Raw genomic sequence first — 18,559 nt, 5'->3', positions numbered from 1 at the left:
GGCACCCGATGTGACACCCGGTTTGGCACCTGGGTCATAGAGTGGAGCATTGCTGCAAAGAGGCACGGAAAATTCTTGCGAAAGTTCCTGTGATTTCATCTGGACTGACCTGATTGGTCGTGTCTGTCAGCACCACGTTCGTGTATTTGACGCAGGCTAACACCATGTCCTGGCCAGAGGGGCAGGAGAACGTTCCAGATGACGGAGGGCCAGCCAGAAGACTGCCTTGGACGCGTCCATTTTTGGCCTTGAATGTGCCCTCTGCAACATCCAGGGCCGATGGGCCCACCTTGTTGGTCGCTGAAGGGTTCTTCCCGCCCTTGTTAAAGCAAGCGTACACAGCAGCACCATTTGCAGACAGTGTGTAGTTCACATTTCCGTTACCGAGGCCAGTCTCATCGAAAGACACCACAAGGGCGCCGTCGCTGTTGACACTGGCTTCTGCACTCATGAAATGGGCGGCTGCCAGAGCAGAAGCAGCAACGACAGCAAGCGCCGTTGCTAGTAACAATTTTCTCATTTCAACCTCCACGTAATAAGCATTTACTACATTGAAAAACTTACCTTTATCTTCCCTTTATCCTTCGCACGAAGACCACTTCTGCCACGCTCACATCCTGTGAGTTTTTGACAGCTTGTGTCCATGCAGCGAAGAACAATCCAATCCTAGAATTCGAACTTTTGGCTCGCAATACTCCGAATCGAGTATTGAAAGATCTTGCCCGCCAAGCTCCGCTAACCCGCATATTTCACGCGGCTCCCCAAGGTAGGCTGGAACCCGATTTTGCGGGGGATGAGGTCATCGCTCGGGCCACAAAGATGCGGACAAGCATTTGTTTGTTTTTGTGTTTGGCGTAAGTCGCAATCGCCTCAACCTCGGCCTGGATTGCAGGCCATTTTTGGTGTCAACGCGCGGGCCTGGCACTTGCCGGGAGTTCAGGGTGAGCAAAGTGGGCTCACGGCGTGCGCGAAGATGTCAGTGCCAGACCGTTGGAGGCCAGGCGGCCGCTCCCTGGCCCAGCTCTGCGCCGCATCCGCGGCCGTCCTGGGCGTGCTCCCGATTTCCCGAGAATTTCCGTCGCAGATCAATCACAAAAGCTATCGCGCGGGTGCGACGGATTGTGTCCTCTGCAACAAGCTGTACTCCGAACGGATGATAGCGCATCACCCCCCCCTGTTACTACCATTTCATTAATGCAGGAGTCTTTTGAGTCCTGTGTTGCCCGGGCGCAATGCCAGGCTGAGATTTGTAACTTTACTAACTGTAGCAAGGAGGAAGGTCATGAATACACTTTCGGTTACCCATGTCTGTCGCCGGCTATTCGGTGCTATCGCCGGCGTGCTTATTGCTGTGGCGCTGGGAATAACGCCGGCGCATGCAGTTCTGAATGATGGCTTCTTTGAGCTGGACGGTAACACCGCGGATCCGTCGGGCGCCAGCCTGCCGGACGACTGGAACAGCTTTCCTGCCGGCCAGGGACACACAACGCGAATTACGAATCCAGACCTGAGCTTGGGTCCATTCCTCGGAATCATCAACGATACCAATCCGGCGGTGTTCCGCAACGGTTCCAAGGATATCCAGGACATCAGCGCCTGGCGGTATGACCTGGGCTCTTCGCCGCCCAAAGACGACATGCTCCACGCCTACGCGGCCGCATATACCGCCACCACCACCACCGCCACCACCACGGCCGGTGACCTGCTGATTTACTTCGGCGCCGACCGCTCCAAGTTTAGCGGCACGGCAAGCCTGGGCTTCTGGTTCTTCAAAAATCCGGTGGCAAGGAATGACGCGACAGGCAGCTTCATCAACCCCATCACCAACGGGCCAGCGACGCATGGGGAAGGAGATGTACTGCTGGCTTTCGAGTACACCAATGGCGGCGCAGTAACTGATGTCCATTGGTATAAATGGACCTCCGGTGCTCTGCTGGATATGGGAACGATCGGGGTTTCGCAAACCAACGTCGCCGGGGTGTCCTGCGACTCGAACGACAAGCTCTGCGGCTCCACCAACGGCGGAAACCTGACCGTTCCCTGGAACGGCACGATACAGGCGGGGCAGTTCTTCGAAGGCGGTGTGAATATCCAGAAACTGTTGCCAGGCAGCGACTCCTGCTTTTCTGCGTTCATGGCAACCAGCCGGTCGTCGGATCAGCCCAATTCTGCGATCAAGAACTTTCTCCTGTCGAGCTTCCCGGTGTGCCATTTGGCAGTGACCAAGGTGTGCTTGGGCGCCGAGTTCCAGTCGGCTACCAATACGATATTGAATACCGTCGGAGGCAGTGTCGTGAATGATGGCGGCGGGCCCCTGACGAACATCACGGTGGGCGACAACCCCGCGTTCGATGCAGGCACCTTTGGATTCTTCACCTGCAACAATGGTTTGCCGACCGCAACACCCCAGAACCCCGCCACGCTGGCAGCCGGTGCTTCGATATGCTACAAGGGTCAACACACTTCCAATACCGTGTCAACACTTGACACGGTGACCGCAAGTGCATCGACTGGTTCTGGCACGGTGTCAGGCACGGCAAGTACCACCTGCACCGCAACACCTCCCAACGCAGGCCTGTCCGTGACGAAGATCTGCGACGTGGACCTGGAGCTTGTGAGCGGCAAACTTGCGCTGAAAGTCAACTACAGTGGTTCAGTGACCAATGGCGACCTTGCCTTGACCGGGGTGGAGGTTTGCGAGGCTCATGAGCAGACCTATACAGGGACTCAAACGCCGTGCGATGTTACCCACACCACGCATACCATCGGCAACCTGGCTGCGGGTGCGTCGGCCCCTTACAGTGGGTCTTACTACCCAACGCAGGCGTTGACAGCGGGAGGCCTGTCGACACTGGCCGATCCGGAACTGACCGTGTTCAAAGACCAGGTCATGGCCCGTGGAACCAAGCCGGCAATTCTTGGCGGAGGCATCCAAAACTCAGCGCCAAACGAGGCCACATGCCCGCTGTGCAAGTAATTTCATAGCGATTTGGCATTGATCCAAGCCAACCGGGGATGGCGACTGAAGAAGTCGCCATCCCCATTTGGTCAACTTGTTGAACGCATTGGATTGAAGAGGTATCGCCATGGATCACAAGTCAGGCTGGAAACCTTTTACAGCACTGTTGGTAGCGCTGACCATCATCGGTGGGTCGTCATGGTATGTGACCAGGCAGAACGCCGGGAGCACCAGCCATGAAGTCCCGGCAGTGGTTTCGAATGGGCAGGCTCCTGCTGACACAGGGGGAGAAAAATCCGCCATGCTGGCGTCGCCTTTTGGCCTGCAGGGGCAAAAGACAGAAACGGCTGGCGTCACCGGTCGCTGGATCGGTGGGCTGGATGTTGGCGGTGGAAACAGGGTGCAAGTCAGCTTTAACCTGCGGGCGACAGACGGCCAACTGACCGGAACGGCCACTTTTCCGGTCGGTGAAGGCAGCATCGAGGACGGCAAAATCATGGGCAACCAGTTGTCGTTTTCCACGCGTCACCGGCTGCAGTCGACGGGGCAAATCCTGGTCACCAGATTCGCAGGCGAAATGTCCGACGGCACGATAGCCCTCCGGATGCATACGGAAGGCGGTGAAAGCCGGTTCACCATCAATCAGGTTTCACGTTAATGCGGAATCGATGGTCGACCGCGTGTGAGAGGCATGAATGGCGTGCGCTTCATTGCATGGAAATTGTGCCCTTTATCACAAAATGTCTATATTTTTTCAAAAATATGTAACCATTTTCGCCTGGATATGGTAACGAAATCTATTCGGGACTAGAGTTCAAAAGTGAAGGAAAAAGAGAGGGATCGGCTCCAAAGTCACCCGCCGGGTCCGATTTTGGATAGCGATCAACACATCATGTCCACCATCACCGTACTGAATATCAGCGACGACATCGTCCTTCATGAGTCCTGGCGAACTGCGTTGGCCCCCCACGCCGACCTTAACCTGATGGACGGAGTCAGAAATACCCTGCAGCTCCTGCGCGTCACGCGAAGCGTGACACCGGACGTTTTTCTACTGGATTGGCGCTTTCAATTCGACGACGGATCGCCACTCCTGCCTCGAATACACATGATCAGCCCGGAAACAAAAACCATCCTGTTTTGTGACGTGATGGGCCACCGCGAGGTTGTTGATGCCGCGGCACATGGCGTCAAAGGTCTGGTCCCCAAAAAATCACCGCCGGAGCAGTGGCTGAAGGCCATTCGGGTCGTCCATGGTGGAGATATCTGGATCAATCGCAAACTGATGGCAGAAGCGCTGGAGGTGCTGTCGCATCGACCCGGCCACCACAACTTGTTGGCTGAACTGGAGCCCGGGATTCTGACGAAAAGGGAATGGGAAGTCGTTCATTGGGTCGGCATGGGCATGACCAACAAGGAAATCGCCCGGGCGATGACCATCAGTGATAACACGGTGAAAACCCACCTGCAGCATGTCTTCGGCAAGCTGAAAGTCGGACGGCGCCTGCGTTTGCCGATAGACGACGCCGACCCGGTTTTGGCCTCTACTTACTGATGTGGGCCGGCGGGCAGGCTGGCGGCTGAGTCGGCCTCGAGCCTGCTTATTCCCGCGGTGGTTTCCTCGCCGTTTTCCCTGCCTGGCGCACGGAAGTCGCAACCGGCCGGTAGCATCCCTTCGCCTTCGCCTTCGCCTTCGCCTTCGCCGGACCCAGGCGCAAAGCCTGGGCGAGCGGACGACTCAGCAAAGATCGCGTAGCGGGTGCAGTTCTGCACTCCAGGGGCTGGCAAAAAAGGCATCTGTCATGCCCGGCTTCACGTCCTCAATGCGTGGCGGACTCCAGCGGGGCTTGTAGTCCTTGTCGATGGCCAGTGCGCGTATGCCCTCCACCGTCTCGCTTTGTGCGCCCGGATGCAGGTGAAAGCAGTGATGCACCATGTCCCGCTCCATGCGTAAATCGTCGGCCAGGTTCATACCGCGTGCCTTGCGAATCTGTTCCAGCGTCACATGCAGCATCAAGGGCGATCGCATGCGCAGCTTTGCCGCGGTTTTCGCCGCCCAAGGATCGTCGGCCGCCTCCAGCGCGTCAATGATGTGCTTCACGCGGGGCAAGGAAAAATAGGCATCGATTTTGTTATCGGCCATTATGGGATGAACATTTTCTGCTACTAATTCAGCAGCAATCCACTCCTCTGCATCAGTGGCCGAGGTGAAGACCCGGCTGCCCAGATCGTTCCACAGGTCTGGCAGCCGGGCGGCATTGCACTTGATGTCCGCCAGGCCAAAGGCTATCGCTTCGTCGGCGCCGATCACTTCACCGGTCAGCGCCAGGTACTCGCCGGCATGGCCCGGGCAGCGACTCAGGAAGTAGCCGCCCCCGACGTCCGGAAACAGGCCGATCTGGGTCTCGGGCATGGCCATTTTGGTTTTCTCGGTCACGATACGGACTTTCGCGCCTTGACTGATGCCCATGCCGCCGCCCATCACAATGCCATCCATGAAGGCGATGTAGGGCTTGGGATAGGTATGAATCAAGTGATTGAGGGCGTATTCCTCGGTAAAAAAATCGTCCAGGGCCGGATCCCCTGCCAGCGCAACCTGGTGAAAAAACCGGATATCGCCGCCAGCACAAAAACCGCCAAAGAGGCTTTCCGGGCTGCCCGGCCGGCCAATCTTGTTGGTGCCGCGGATCGCCACCAGCAGAACAGACGGGTCGTCCCGCCAGGCCCGCAGGATGCCTGAAAGATCCCTGACCATTTGCAGCGACAAGGCGTTGAGCGCCTTGGGCCGATTCAGGGTGATAAGCCCGGCGCTTCCGCGCCGCTCCACAAGAATGTCACTTTTCACTTCTGCGCCTGCCGGCCCTGTTATCACGCCCTTCTCGCCCATGTGTCCCTCACTCACGTGCCCCTCACCGCTGTTCTTTTCACTCATGCTCTTTGCCTCCATCCAACCAGTTCATTGATGACCAGCGCAGCGATCACCAGCGCCCCACCCGTCAGTACGCTGGCGCCGGGCACTTCATTGGCGCCGATCCAGGCCAGAAGAATGCCAAAAATCACTTCCAGCAAGGCCAGCAAGGCCACTTCCGGGGCTTTGAGTACACCGGCGCACAGTACTGACAGCACGCAGGGAATAGCCAACTGAACCAGCCCCAGCAGTGCCAGCAAGCCCATGTCATGCGGGGTGGCGGATAAAGGAAATGACAACGGCAGGGTCACGACCGAGGAAATCACCGCCCCCAAGAGCACAGCGGGGACCAGGTCAATTTTCTGGCCATGCGCATAGCTGTGTTGCACAACGGTCCAGTTGCTGGCACCGGCCAGTGGCACCAGCAGCGCCACCAGGGTTCCGCCGAGATGACTGGCCAGGTCCATTTGCCCCCCGTACATCCAGGCAATGCCGGCGCCGGCCATGGCTATGGCGAACCATGTCCGCGGGGGGATGCGATGGCCGATAAAGATGCGGGCCAGCAGCGCCGTCAGGAATGGGCCAATCGCCATGGTCACCAGCACATTGGCCACGGTGGTCAGCGTGAGCGCCACCATGAAGGCCGTGAACATCACGCTCCAGCAAATACCCGAGAGCCAGAACGTGAAGCCGCCCTGGCGGATCTTTGAAAACACGGCCCTGCCCTGAAAGACAGGCAGGATCACCAGCAGCGAGATCACGGTGAAAAAGCTGCGCCAGAAGGTGATTTCAAAGCTGCGGGCGGATTCCAGGTGGCGGGTAACAACCCCGGCGATGGACCACATCAGGGTCACACCAACCATCAGCACAACAGCGCGGGAATGCGTGAGTTTCATGAATGCCATTAGCCAGTGAGCCCGTGATATGGATGCAAAGATAGAAGAGCCGCTGTCATGCAGCGGCTCTTTTACGTTGCCGATTCAATGCCCTGTCAAGGCCGCCGCAGCGGCAGCCTGGCCTTAGCGGCCTGCGCGCTTGCGATCGCTTTCCTTCAGGTGGCGCTTGCGCAGGCGGACGGACTTGGGCGTGATTTCAACCAGTTCGTCATCCTCGATGAACTCGACACCGTATTCCAGCGTCAGCTCAATCGGTGGCGTGATCTTGATGGCATCTTCCTTGCCGGACACGCGGAAGTTGGTCAACTGCTTGGTGCGTGTGGCGTTCACCACCAGGTCGTTGTCGCGGCTGTGAATGCCAACGATCATGCCCTCATACACCGGGTCGTTGGCCCTGACGAACATGCGGCCGCGGTCATCCAGCTTGCCAAGGGCGTAGGTGAAGATTTCGCCGTCGTCCATGGAGATCAGCACGCCGTTTTTACGGCCGCCGATGTCGCCCTTGTGCGGCTCGTAGCTGTCGAAGATGTTGGAGATCAGGCCAGTGCCGCGCGTCAGGTTCAGGAATTCATTGGTGAAACCGATCAGGCCACGCGCCGGGATGCGGTATTCCAGACGCACACGGCCACGGCCGTCCGGCTCCATGTTGACCAGTTCACCCTTGCGCTCACCCAAGGCTTGCATCACGCCACCCTGGTGCTGGTCTTCGATGTCGGCGGTCACCATTTCGATGGGCTCGTGGCGCACGCCATCCACATCCTTGAACACCACGCGCGGCTTGGACACAGCCAGTTCGAAGCCTTCGCGGCGCATATTTTCCAGCAAAATGGTCAGGTGCAGTTCGCCGCGACCCATGACTTCAAAGATACCTTCTTCGTCGGTTTCCTTGACGCGCAGGGCCACGTTGTGCTGCAGTTCTTTTTGCAGGCGGTCCCAAATCTGGCGGCTGGTGACGTACTTGCCCTCACGGCCGGCCAGCGGGCTGGTGTTGACGCAGAAGTTCATGGTCAGGGTCGGTTCATCGACCTTGAGCATGGGCAGAGGCGCCGGATTGGCCGGGTCGGTGATGGTCACGCCAATGCCGATGTCAGTGAGGCCGTTGATCAACACAATTTCGCCTGGACCGGCGTCCGTGGCCTGCACGCGCTCCAGTCCCTGGAAGGTCAACACCTGGTTGATCCGGCCCTTGACGGCCTTGCCATCCGGGCCTTCCATCACCACGACGTCCATCATGGGCTTGATCGTGCCCTGGCTAATGCGGCCTACGCCAATTCGCCCCACGAAGGTCGAAAAGTCGAGCGCAGAAATTTGCAACTGCAGCGGCGCTGCTGGATCGCCTTCCTGGTGAGGCACATGCTTGAGGATGGTATTGAACAGGGCCGACATGTCGGGCCCCCACTGTTCGTTTGGCGGACCCTCTTCCAGCGAAGACCAGCCATTGATGCCCGAAGCGTAGACCACGGGAAAATCCAGCTGCTCATCGGTGGCGCCTAGCTTGTCGAACAGGTCGAATGCGGCATTGACCACGTAATCGGGGCGCGCACCGGGCTTGTCCACCTTGTTCACCACCAGGATGGGCTTCAGGCCCAGGGCCAGCGCTTTCTTGGTCACAAAACGAGTCTGGGGCATGGGGCCTTCCTGCGCATCGATCAGCAGCACCACACCGTCAACCATGGACAAGGCGCGCTCCACTTCGCCACCGAAGTCCGCGTGGCCGGGGGTGTCCACGATGTTGATGTGCGTACCTTCCCAGGTCACGGCGCAGTTCTTGGCCAGAATGGTGATGCCACGCTCTTTTTCGATGGCGTTGTTGTCCATCACGGTGTCGACCACTTTTTCATGCTCGGCAAAGGTGCCGGACTGACGCAGCAATTGGTCAACCATGGTGGTTTTGCCGTGGTCAACGTGGGCGATGATGGCGATGTTGCGGATTTGCTTATGACTCATGGTTCGCTTTCTAAAAACTTCTAATCGGTGGCACTAAACCGTTGCGGCGCTTGCCGCAGGGTTGGAAATAACAGGCGGACTCGGGGCCAGCATGTCCTGGATTTCAATCGGGCTGAGCAAGCGCCCCGGAATCAACTCGTCGGCCGTGACGTGGGCCGAGCCGAGAAAAGCCGCCGGGTCGCTACCGTACACCTGCACCAACGCCGCGTCCGGACCCCATTGGCCGGGGCTGCCGCGACGGCGCAGGCCGCTCAAAAAGCGCCCTGCATTATCGGCATCGAGTGTGACAACCGGATAGTTGGCGACGAGCGACTGAACTGGCAGCAGGCAGGCTTCGCGCTGCTGCTCGCTCATGGCTTCCAGCGCCGGCAGGCCCACGCACTGCGAAGCGACGTAGCCGCCGGTCTCCAGCCGCCTCAGGGACCCGAGGTGAGCGCCGCAGCCGATCGCCTCGCCGATGTCTTCACCAAGCGTGCGAATGTAGGTGCCCTTGCTGCACGTCACTGTGATTTTGATAGCTGCCGGCGCCCGCTCGTCATGGGTCAGAGCCATATCCAGCTTGTAAATCGTGATGTGGCGCGCTTCCCGCTCCACGTCTTCGCCTTTGCGCGCGTATTCGTACAGTGCCTTGCCGTCTTTCTTGAGCGCGGAATACATGGGCGGAATCTGCGCCAGCGGGCCGGTAAAACGCCGGGTCAGGGTTGCGAGCAGTTCGGGCGTGATCTCGGGAACGGGGCGCGTCTCGATGACGTCGCCCTCGGCATCGGCCGTCGTGGTTTTCCGGCCCAACAGGAGCACGGCTTCATACGTCTTGTCGGCGTCCAGCTGGATCTGGCTGAATTTGGTCGCTGCCCCAAAGCACAGCGGCAGCACGCCAGTGGCCAGCGGATCCAGCGTACCGGTATGCCCGGCCTTGTCGGCGCGCAACAGCCATTTGGCTTTTTGCAGCGCCTGGTTGCTCGACAGGCCCAGCGGCTTGTCGAGCAGCAACACGCCGTGCACGGGACGTCGCTGAATTTTCTGGCGATGAGTAGAGGTTTGCGTCATAAAGTTTCGACAGGCTCAGCGAACGGGACTCACCCGAGCGCTCCGTTGGCACCGTTGTCCCTGAACCTGTCATCAAGGGGAACGGCGCGAACTCAGTCGTCTTGTGCGCGGGAAGAAACCGCCTTGGCAATCAAGGCGTTCATGTCTGCCGCACGTTCAGTGGTGCGGTCAAAGTGGAAATGCAGGGTGGGCACCGTGTGCGTCATCAGGCGCTTGAACAGGCCGTTGCGCAGAAAGCCGGCGGCCTGATTGAGCGCTTCTTCGCACGCTTTGGGATCGCCGACCAGCACACTGAAAAACACCTTGGCGTGCGCATAGTCGGGCGTGACTTCAACCGCCTGAATGGTCACCATCCCGACCCGCGGGTCTTTCAGCTCGCGCGCGATCAGCTCCGTCAGATCCCGCTGGATCTGATCGGCAACGCGGAAGCCGCGGTTGGGGGTGGATGACTTTTTACGCATGGAACAAAGGTCTGGACTTGCAATGATCAATCAGGGCGCCCGCCAGCCCCAAAGGGCCGGCCGACTGCCTGTTTTTCTTACAAGGTACGTGCCACTTCCTTGATCTCGAAGAACTCCAGAATATCGCCTTCCTGGATGTCGTTGTAGTTCTTGATGTTCAAGCCGCACTCGAAGCTTTCCTTGACTTCCTTGACATCGTCCTTGAAACGCTTGAGCGAGTCGAGTTCACCGGTGAAGATGACCACGTTATCGCGCAGCAGGCGCAATCTGGCCGTGCGACGAACAATGCCCGCGGTGACCATACAGCCGGCAATCGAGCCGATCTTGCTGACCTTGAACACCTGACGGATCTCGGCGGTACCGATGACTTCTTCCTTCTTGTCGGGCGTCAGCATGCCGGACATGGCGGCCTTGAGTTCGTCCACAGCGTCATAAATGATGTTGTAGTAGCGAATATCAATGCCGTTGTTCTCGGCTTGTTTACGCGCCAGCGCATCGGCACGGGTGTTGAACCCGATCAGCACGGCTTTCGACGCAATGGCCAGGTTCACGTCGGATTCGGAAATAYCGCCGACGCCGGAGTAAACCAGCTGAACCTTGACCTCATCGGTCGAGAGCTTGAGCAGCGACTGCGCGAGCGCCTCCTGCGAACCCTGCACATCGGCCTTGATGATGATGGGCAGCATCTTGACCTCGCCGGCCGAGATGTCGGAGAACATGTTTTCCAGTTTGGAAGCCTGCTGCTTGGCCAGCTTGGTATTGCGGAACTTGCCGGCGCGGTAGGTGGCAATTTCGCGGGCGCGGCGCTCGTCCGTCATCACCATGAATTCATCACCGGCCTGCGGCACTTCGGTCAGACCCTGAATCTCCACCGGAATGGAAGGACCCGCGGTCTTGATCGATTTGCCATTCTCGTCGAGCATGGCACGCACGCGGCCATAGGTCGAGCCGGCCAGCACCACGTCACCGGTTTTCAATGTGCCGGACTGAATCAGCACGGTAGCGACCGGACCCCGGCCCTTGTCGAGCTGGGCTTCAATGACCAGGCCCTTGGCCAGTGCCTCCACCGGTGCGCGGAGTTCTAGCACCTCAGCCTGCAGCAGCACCTGCTCCAGCAGCGTGTCGACACCTTCGCCGGTACGGGCTGATACGCCCACGAATGGAGATTCGCCGCCAAACTCTTCCGGAATGACTTCTTCGGTGACCAGTTCGCCCTTGACCCGGTCCATGTTGGCATCAGCCTTGTCGATCTTGTTGATCGCCACCACGATGGGAACGCCGGCTGCCTTGGCGTGCTTGATAGCCTCCTTGGTTTGCGGCATCACACCATCATCAGCGGCCACCACCAGAATCACGATATCGGTCGCCTGCGCGCCACGGGCACGCATGGCGGTGAACGCCTCGTGACCCGGCGTGTCCAGGAAGGAAATCATGCCGCGTGGCGTTTCCACGTGGTACGCACCAATGTGCTGGGTAATGCCGCCGGCTTCACCCGCAGCCACTTTGGCACGGCGGATGTAGTCGAGCAGCGAGGTTTTTCCGTGGTCCACGTGACCCATGACAGTCACCACAGGCGCGCGCGGCAGCGCTTCTGCCTGCTGGCCCTGCATGTCGTCATCGGTGAACGCTTCCGGATCATCCAGCGCGGCGGTAATCGCCTTGTGGCCCATTTCCTCCACCACAATCATGGCGGTATCCTGGTCCAGCGGCTGGTTGATGGTGACCATCTGGCCGAGCTTCATCAGGTGCTTGATCACCTCGGACGACTTGACGCTCATCTTGTGCGCCAGTTCTGCCACGGTGATGGTTTCGGGCACGTGAACCTCGATCACCTTGAACTCTGTCGGCGCGACGAAGGTGGACTCGGGACGGGCATCACGATCGTTGCTGCGGCGGCCACGCGGACCGCTGCGGAAATTGCCGCGTCCGGGAACCACCGGTGCCCCACGACTCGGAATGCCCTTTTTCTTGGCTGCGTCGTCTTTCCAGGTCGAAGAGAGATTCTCCGACTTGACTTCCTTTTTACCGGCCGCACCGGGCGCGGCGGGTGCCCCTGCAGTTGCAGCGGGCTTGGCGGCACCTGGCACAACAGCCGGCTTGTGCAAGGTGCCCTTCATGGCGACCTTGGGATCCACATGGGGAACCAGCACGCGCTTGGGCGCAGACATCATCGCCCGGATACCCGCGGCTTCTGCCTCGGCCTTGCGGCGGCGCTCCTGCAGGTCCTGGACCTTGGCGGCATCCGCCTGAAATTCTGCCGTGGCCTTGGCTTTGGCTACAGCTTGCACAGCTGCCGTATCGGCAGCTTTGGTCGCCTCTTCTGCCGCGGCCGTCTCGGCGGCCCGGGAAGCTTCGGCACTGGCCGGCTGGACCACTTCTTTGGCTTTTCCGGTCGCGGGCTTGGCTTTTCGGGCGGCCTCTGCCGCTTCGGCGGCAGCCTTTGCGTTTTGCGCCTCTACCTGGCGTTCCAGTTCGCGGGCGGCCTCTTTGGCATCCTGCTCTTCACGCAGCCGGCGCTTTTCCGCCAGTTCTTCTTCCTGGCGGCGCAGCAGCTCGGCATGGCGGCTGGCTTCTTCTTCGCGGCGAACCAGTTCGGCGTCATCGATCACGGGTGCCTGCGGAGCAGCAACCACTTCAGGCTGAACTTCCTCGGCAGGCAGGTCGGAGCCGTCCTCGCGCTTGACGAACGTGCGTTTTTTGCGCACTTCCACCTGGATGGTACGGGCCTTGCCGGTGGCGTCAGCCTGCTTGATCTCCGTGGTGGATTTCTTCACCAGCGTGATTTTTTTGCGTTCGGCCGTCACGGTGCCATGGCTGGCCTGCAGGTAGCCGAGCAGTTTTTGCTTGTCAGCTTCAGACAGGTGGTCGCCGGCCTGCGCCTTGGCGACGCCCGCGCTGGTCAATTGCTCGATCAGGGTGGCGGTGGATTTATTCAATTCAGCTGCGAATTCAGCGACGGTAGTGGTACTGGACATATTTGGTTTTCCTGGCTGGCCTCCATGATCATTGCTCTTGGGCCGTTGCAGGTGCAGCGGTGTCACCTGCGTCATTGGTAAACCAATGGGCACGTGCAGTCATGATCAGGGCCTTGGCTTCGTCCGCAGACTGGCCGGTGATATCGGTGAGTTCGTCCACAGCCAGATCGGCCAGGTCGTCGCGGGTATGGATACCCGCTTCAGTAAGTTTGGCGATCAGCTCGGGCGTAATGCCTTCAACGTCACGCAGGTTTTGCGAAACACCTTCGGCATTTTCTTCCTTGGCGATTTCCATCGTCAGCAATGCATCTTTGGCGCGGGTGCGCAACTCATTGACCGTGTCTTCATCAAACGACTCGATCTCGAGCATTTCCTGCAGCGGCACATACGCGACTTCTTCCAGGCTGGTGAAGCCTTCGGAGATCAGGATGTCGGCGATTTCCTCGTCCACATCGAGCTTTTCCATGAAGAGCTTGCGGCTGGTGTCGGTTTCGGTAGCCTGCTTCTGGGCCGACTCGTCGGCCGTCATGATGTTGATCTTCCAGCCTGTCAGCTCTGCGGCCAGGCGCACGTTCTGGCCACCGCGGCCGATCGAAATGGCCAGGTTTTCTTCATCGACCACGACGTCCATGGCGTGACGCTCTTCGTCCACCACGATGGACGATACATTGGCCGGCGCCAGTGCGCCAATCACGAACTGGGCCGGGTCTTCGCTCCACAGCACGATATCAACGCGTTCGCCGGCGAGCTCATTGGTCACGCCATTGACACGGGTGCCACGAACCCCGACACAGGTGCCAATGGGATCCACCCGCTTGTCGTGCGACAGCACGGCGATCTTGGCGCGCGAACCGGGGTCACGGGCGCAGGACTTGATCTCGAGCAGGCCCTGCTCAATCTCAGGCACTTCCTGGCGGAACAGCTCGATCATGTACTCCGGGGCGGTACGCGACAGGATGATGGGGGCACCGCGCAGGGTGGTGTCGACTTCCATGATCATGGCGCGGACCCGGTCGCCGGCGCGCAGGTTTTCCTTGGGGATCATGTCGCTGCGGCGCAACCGCCCCTCGACACGGCCAGATTCAACAATGATGTCGCCCTTGTCCATGCGCTTGACGGTGCCGACAAAAATCTTGTCGCCGCGCGACATGAAGTCGTTGAGCAGCATTTCGCGTTCAGCATCGCGGATTTTTTGCAGGATGACCTGCTTGGCGGCTTGTGCGCCGATGCGCCCAATAGGCAGGCTTTCCACCGGTTTTTCGATGTAGTCGCCTTCTTCAATGTCGGGAATTTCTTCGCGAGCGTCGCTCACCAGCTCTTCAGCTTCCGGATTTTGCAGGCCGGCTTCGTCAGGCACCACCAGCCAGCGGCGGAAAGTCTCGTAATTGCCGCTGTCACGGTCGACCACCACACGGATGTCCACGCCGTCTTCGTACACCTTTTTGGTAGCCGACGCGAGCGCAAGCTCGACGGCCCCAAAAACGACGTCACGTTCAACATTTTTCTCACGCGAGATGGCATCAACCAACATCAACAGTTCGCGATTCATTTCACAAGCCTGCCTTTCTAAATTATTTCTCTGTAGATTTATCCGCACTGGGGACAATTTTGGGTTTCCGGCCCTTGAAATCAACCACCGGCGCCAGACGCGCCTGCTGAATCTCGTCGAGCGTGAAACCCAGCGCCTGCAGGGGTGCGGGGACCTTCTTTTTGCTGACTTTCTGGCCGGGTTTGACGGCGGGCTCATCGCTCCACACAATCTGCCACCCGGTCATGCCATCCTTGGGTTCGGCCCGCTCCAGCGTGCCGCGGAATTTCTTGCGGTTGGCCGACACGACCGAACCGGCGCTGGCTGCCACACCAATCGGCGCCTTGAGGGTGATGTCAACCAACTCACCGGCAAAACGCTCAAAATCTTTTTCGTTGCGCAGAGGCCTGTCAATACCCGGCGAGCTGACTTCCAGCCGCGAATAATCGGCGCCCTCGACTTCCAGCACGAACTGCAACTGGCGCGTGACCTTCTCACAGTCTTCCGCATTGATGAACTGCTCGGCACCGGAAACGTAGGGCATGTCAATCGTGACACGCAGCAAACCACCGCCGGTACGCTCGACTTCCACCAGCTCGTAACCCAGTCCCGTAACAGTTTGCTCAATCGTTTCTTGCAAGGCCATTCAGTTGTCTTAAAACCAGTCTGTAAAAACAAACGCCCAAAAAAAATGGGCGGTGAAAACCCGCCCATTTGGTCGTGAAGGACATATTGTAACTCTTACCGTCCTTCCATGCAAACAAATTTCGTGCCTGGATTGATCGGGACAACCCCTTATGCTGGGTGACGGTCAAAACAAGGCAATGGGCTGTTCGGGCTATTCGCAGTAGTTCCACTTGCCTTGGACATCGTCCCCGCGTCCGGCTTGCCATTTACCAATCCCTGTTTGCCCGGTCAGCCCTCGCGCCGCTGGCGCATAAAGAGGTCCTATGGAAAAGATTCCATCAAGTCATTTTGTTCATGAATTTCTATAAATATCAATTAGTTATTTCGTATATTTAAAGTAATTTATCAAGATATATTTCAGGCTTGCGCCACCAGCACGCGAGTGTAGGGGTGACGGGGGGCATCCAGAACCTCACGGACCGTGCCGGACTCCACCACCTCGCCGTCTTTCATCACCATCACCTCATGGGCCATCGCGCGGATCACATCAACGTCATGGGTAATCAAGAGATAGCTCAGCCCCCGTTCGCGCTGCAGCCGCTGTAGCAGCGACAAAACCTGTTTCTGGATGGTCACGTCCAGCGCGCTGGTCGGCTCGTCCAGCACCAGCAGGCCCGGATTGATGATCAGCGCCCGTGCAATCGCCAGCCGCTGTCGCTGCCCGCCCGAAAACTCATGTGGGTAGCGCTGCAGCAATCCCGGAAACTGCGTCTCGCTCATGCCCACGTCCGCCAGGGATTGCGACGCGCGCGCCTGCACTTCAACCTCACTCAACGAGGGTTCATGGACCCGCAGGCCCTCCTCCACGATCGCGCCTACCGTCATGCGCGGGGACAGGGAGGAAAACGGGTCCTGAAAAACCACCTGCACTGCGCGGCGAATCGCCTTGTTGCTGGCGGCATTGCGGCTCCAGGACTGGCCTGCTGCCTGCAACGTCCCGGAAAAGGGCAGCAAACCCAGGCTGGCCAGGGCCAAGGTTGATTTGCCGGAACCTGATTCGCCTATGACGCCCAGCGTCTGGCCCGGCGGAATATCGAAAGTGGCATCTTTCACGGCCACAAACCCACCGCTTTTGAACCAGCCCCTGAAGCCTGGAATGGCCACCGGGTAGGTAACCGATACACGGCTGGCCCGCATCATGAAAGCCCCGCCCGGACTGGACCCCATGCCCTCAACCACGTCGCGCGCCGGTCTGCTGTCGATCAATTTGCGGGTGTAGGCGTGCTGCGGGTCGGCAAACACCTTGGTGACCGTGCCCTCCTCCACCAGATATCCGTTTTCCATGACCGCCACCCGGTCCGCAAAGCGGCGCACAAGATTGAGGTCGTGTGTGATGAGGAGCACCGCCATGCCGTTTCGCTGCTGCAACTCGCTGAGCAGATCCAGAATCTGGCTGCGCAAGGTGACGTCCAGCGCTGTGGTTGGCTCGTCAGCCAGTAGCAGCTTGGGCTGGCAGGCCAGCGCCATCGCAATCATGGCCCGCTGGCGTTGCCCACCGGAGAGCTGGTGGGGAAATGAGCGCGCCCGCCTGTCAGGCTCCGGAATGCCGGTGTCTGCCAGCAATTTGATGGCCATCGTCACAGACTCTGCAGGGGTCAGGCCGCGTTTTAGCTGTACAACCTCGGCAATCTGGTCCCCAACGTTGAACAGGGGATTTAGGGCCGTCATCGGCTCCTGGAAGATCATGGCGATGTCCCGGCCGCGAATGCCGCGCAACTCGGCTTCGGGAAGGGACAGCAGATTCACCGGCCCTTGCAGACCCTCTGTTGCCGCAAACCGGGCCTGCCCGCTGATGCTGGCGTTTTGCACCAGCCGCAGCAGGCTCAGGGCCGTCACCGTCTTGCCCGAACCGGACTCTCCTACCAGCGCCAGTTTTTCTCCGGGTGCGATGGAAAAATCAATCCCATGCACGACTCTTTTGCCGGCAAAGGAAACGCTGAGGCCGTCGACTTTCAGCAGCGGATGGGCAGGCGCGGAAGATCCGCCACCCGTCGCGAAGCCCCCATCGGGCGGCAGCGCCGGATGCGCAGCGACGGGTGTGGGAGTCATAGCTCGGCCTTTCGGGGGTCCAGGGCATCGCGCAGGGCGTCGCCCATGAAGGTCAGCAGCAACAGCGTGACGACCAGTACGGCAAATGTCGATATCGAAATCCACCAGGCGTCAATGTTCGCCTTGCCCTGGTTGAGCAACTCGCCCAGCGAGGGCGTTCCCGGGGGCACGCCCAGACCCAGAAAATCCAGCGAGGTCAGCGCCAAAATCGCCGCGCTCATGCGAAAGGGCAAAAACGTCACCACAGGCGTCATGCTGTTGGGCAGGATATGCCGCCACATGATCTGCAGATTGCTCACGCCCAAGGCCCTGGCGGCGCGCACATAGTCCATCTGGCGATTGCGCAAAAATTCGGCACGCACATAGTCGGACAAGCCCATCCAGCCAAACAGGCTGAGCAAAAACAACAGCAGCGCCACGCTGGGTGCAAAAACCGCGCTGAAGATGATCAGCAGGTAAAGCTCGGGCATGGAGCCCCAGATTTCCATGAACCGCTGGAATGCAAGGTCTGTTTTGCCACCCGCATACCCTTGAATGGCGCCGGTGATCACGCCGATCACCACACCGATCACCGTCAGCGCTAAGCCGAACAGCACGCTCAATCGAAAACCATAGATCAACTGCGCCAACAGATCGCGCCCCCGGTCGTCCGTGCCCAGCAGGTTGTCGCGTGAAGGCGCCGAAGGGTTGGGTTCTTTTGCGAAATAGTTGATCGTGCGCGGACCATAGGGATTGGGGGGATACAGCGCCCAGTTGCCCCCCTGCCCCAGCTTGTCGCGGATGAAAGGGTCCAGGTAGTCGGTGGGCGTTTCAAAATCGCCGTCAAAGGTCTTTTCCGAATAGTCTTTGAGCAGCGGAAAGTAATACTCGCCCTTGTAGCGGGCCACCAGCGGCGTGTCGTTGGACAGCACCTCGGCGAAGAGGCTGAGCACCACCAGGGTCGAAAACAGGATCAGGCTGTAAAACCCAAGCTTGTTGCGGCGAAAACGCTTCCACGCCCGCCGACCCGGACTAAGACTGACCACAGAACGGTTTTCACCAAGGCCGCCGCGGATCGGGCTCCGCCCGTCCGCCAGCGGCGCCCCCTCGGGGGGGAGGCGGC

Annotated in this window: 14 protein-coding genes; 3 read left to right on the top strand and 11 right to left on the bottom strand. The window is 59.3% G+C overall.

The window, feature by feature from the left end:
- Window positions 1-34 precede the first annotated feature (34 nt).
- A complete protein-coding gene (locus AC1DUR_RS20835) occupies window positions 35-520 on the bottom strand; it encodes a hypothetical protein (RefSeq protein WP_477720031.1) in 486 nt (161 codons plus the stop codon).
- Window positions 521-1,282: 762 nt separating this feature from the next.
- On the opposite strand from AC1DUR_RS20835, the gene AC1DUR_RS20830 reads away from it, so the two are divergent.
- From AC1DUR_RS20830 to AC1DUR_RS20820, 3 genes are all read left to right on the top strand, one after another.
- On the top strand, window positions 1,283-2,977 hold the full coding sequence (locus AC1DUR_RS20830) for a hypothetical protein (RefSeq protein WP_477720032.1): 1,695 nt from the start codon (window positions 1,283-1,285) through the stop codon (window positions 2,975-2,977).
- Window positions 2,978-3,086: 109 nt separating this feature from the next.
- Window positions 3,087-3,617, top strand: a complete 531-nt coding sequence (locus tag AC1DUR_RS20825) for a hypothetical protein (RefSeq protein WP_477720033.1) — start codon at window positions 3,087-3,089, stop codon at window positions 3,615-3,617.
- Window positions 3,618-3,851: 234 nt separating this feature from the next.
- Complete coding sequence (locus AC1DUR_RS20820) at window positions 3,852-4,514, top strand: response regulator transcription factor (RefSeq protein ID WP_477720034.1); 663 nt, start codon at window positions 3,852-3,854, stop codon at window positions 4,512-4,514.
- Window positions 4,515-4,697: 183 nt separating this feature from the next.
- On the opposite strand, the gene AC1DUR_RS20815 is transcribed toward AC1DUR_RS20820, so the two are convergent.
- From AC1DUR_RS20815 to AC1DUR_RS20770, 10 genes are all read right to left on the bottom strand, one after another.
- Window positions 4,698-5,846, bottom strand: a complete 1,149-nt coding sequence (locus AC1DUR_RS20815) for an enoyl-CoA hydratase/isomerase family protein (RefSeq protein WP_477720053.1) — start codon at window positions 5,844-5,846, stop codon at window positions 4,698-4,700.
- Window positions 5,847-5,887: 41 nt separating this feature from the next.
- Window positions 5,888-6,763 carry a DMT family transporter gene (locus AC1DUR_RS20810; protein ID WP_477720035.1) on the bottom strand — a complete coding sequence of 292 codons (876 nt, stop codon included), beginning with the start codon at window positions 6,761-6,763 and terminating at the stop codon, window positions 5,888-5,890.
- 123 nt (window positions 6,764-6,886) lie between these two features.
- Complete coding sequence (gene typA, locus AC1DUR_RS20805; RefSeq protein WP_477720036.1) at window positions 6,887-8,710, bottom strand: translational GTPase TypA; 1,824 nt, start codon at window positions 8,708-8,710, stop codon at window positions 6,887-6,889.
- A gap of 33 nt (window positions 8,711-8,743) precedes the next feature.
- Window positions 8,744-9,757 (bottom strand): tRNA pseudouridine(55) synthase TruB, encoded by a 1,014-nt coding sequence (gene truB / locus AC1DUR_RS20800; protein ID WP_477720037.1) that lies wholly within the window; start codon window positions 9,755-9,757, stop codon window positions 8,744-8,746.
- A gap of 92 nt (window positions 9,758-9,849) precedes the next feature.
- A complete protein-coding gene (gene rbfA, locus AC1DUR_RS20795) occupies window positions 9,850-10,218 on the bottom strand; it encodes a 30S ribosome-binding factor RbfA (protein ID WP_477720038.1) in 369 nt (122 codons plus the stop codon).
- A gap of 77 nt (window positions 10,219-10,295) precedes the next feature.
- Window positions 10,296-13,193, bottom strand: a complete 2,898-nt coding sequence (infB, locus tag AC1DUR_RS20790; RefSeq protein WP_477722078.1) for a translation initiation factor IF-2 — start codon at window positions 13,191-13,193, stop codon at window positions 10,296-10,298.
- 28 nt (window positions 13,194-13,221) lie between these two features.
- Entirely contained in the window at window positions 13,222-14,742 is a 1,521-nt protein-coding gene (gene nusA, locus AC1DUR_RS20785) for a transcription termination factor NusA (protein ID WP_477720040.1), read from the bottom strand.
- Window positions 14,743-14,764: 22 nt separating this feature from the next.
- Window positions 14,765-15,367: a ribosome maturation factor RimP gene (gene rimP / locus AC1DUR_RS20780; protein ID WP_477720041.1), complete on the bottom strand. Its 603-nt coding sequence runs from the start codon at window positions 15,365-15,367 to the stop codon at window positions 14,765-14,767.
- A 398-nt stretch (window positions 15,368-15,765) separates the two neighbouring features.
- Window positions 15,766-17,457 (bottom strand): ABC transporter ATP-binding protein, encoded by a 1,692-nt coding sequence (locus tag AC1DUR_RS20775; protein ID WP_477720042.1) that lies wholly within the window; start codon window positions 17,455-17,457, stop codon window positions 15,766-15,768.
- Window positions 17,454-18,533 (bottom strand): ABC transporter permease, encoded by a 1,080-nt coding sequence (locus AC1DUR_RS20770; protein WP_477720054.1) that lies wholly within the window; start codon window positions 18,531-18,533, stop codon window positions 17,454-17,456. The genes AC1DUR_RS20775 and AC1DUR_RS20770 overlap by 4 nt, the downstream gene beginning before the upstream one ends.
- Between the last annotated feature and the right edge of the window lie 26 nt (window positions 18,534-18,559).

This window comes from Polaromonas sp. P4_F4, from assembly GCF_056401355.1.
The sequence above is the reverse complement of the archived record's forward strand: the minus strand, read 5'-3'. Positions and strand labels throughout refer to the sequence as shown.

Excerpts from the sequence above, each read along its gene's own strand:
- AC1DUR_RS20835 (WP_477720031.1), bottom strand. The coding sequence starts at position 520 with ATGAGAAAATTGTTACTAGCAACGGCGCTTGCTGTCGTTGCTGCTTCT.
- AC1DUR_RS20830 (WP_477720032.1), top strand. The coding sequence starts at position 1,283 with ATGAATACACTTTCGGTTACCCATGTCTGTCGCCGGCTATTCGGTGCT.
- AC1DUR_RS20825 (WP_477720033.1), top strand. The coding sequence starts at position 3,087 with ATGGATCACAAGTCAGGCTGGAAACCTTTTACAGCACTGTTGGTAGCG.
- AC1DUR_RS20820 (WP_477720034.1), top strand. The coding sequence starts at position 3,852 with ATGTCCACCATCACCGTACTGAATATCAGCGACGACATCGTCCTTCAT.
- AC1DUR_RS20815 (WP_477720053.1), bottom strand. The coding sequence starts at position 5,846 with ATGGGCGAGAAGGGCGTGATAACAGGGCCGGCAGGCGCAGAAGTGAAA.
- AC1DUR_RS20810 (WP_477720035.1), bottom strand. The coding sequence starts at position 6,763 with ATGAAACTCACGCATTCCCGCGCTGTTGTGCTGATGGTTGGTGTGACC.
- typA (WP_477720036.1), bottom strand. The coding sequence starts at position 8,710 with ATGAGTCATAAGCAAATCCGCAACATCGCCATCATCGCCCACGTTGAC.
- truB (WP_477720037.1), bottom strand. The coding sequence starts at position 9,757 with ATGACGCAAACCTCTACTCATCGCCAGAAAATTCAGCGACGTCCCGTG.
- rbfA (WP_477720038.1), bottom strand. The coding sequence starts at position 10,218 with ATGCGTAAAAAGTCATCCACCCCCAACCGCGGCTTCCGCGTTGCCGAT.
- nusA (WP_477720040.1), bottom strand. The coding sequence starts at position 14,742 with ATGAATCGCGAACTGTTGATGTTGGTTGATGCCATCTCGCGTGAGAAA.
- rimP (WP_477720041.1), bottom strand. The coding sequence starts at position 15,367 with ATGGCCTTGCAAGAAACGATTGAGCAAACTGTTACGGGACTGGGTTAC.
- AC1DUR_RS20775 (WP_477720042.1), bottom strand. The coding sequence starts at position 17,457 with ATGACTCCCACACCCGTCGCTGCGCATCCGGCGCTGCCGCCCGATGGG.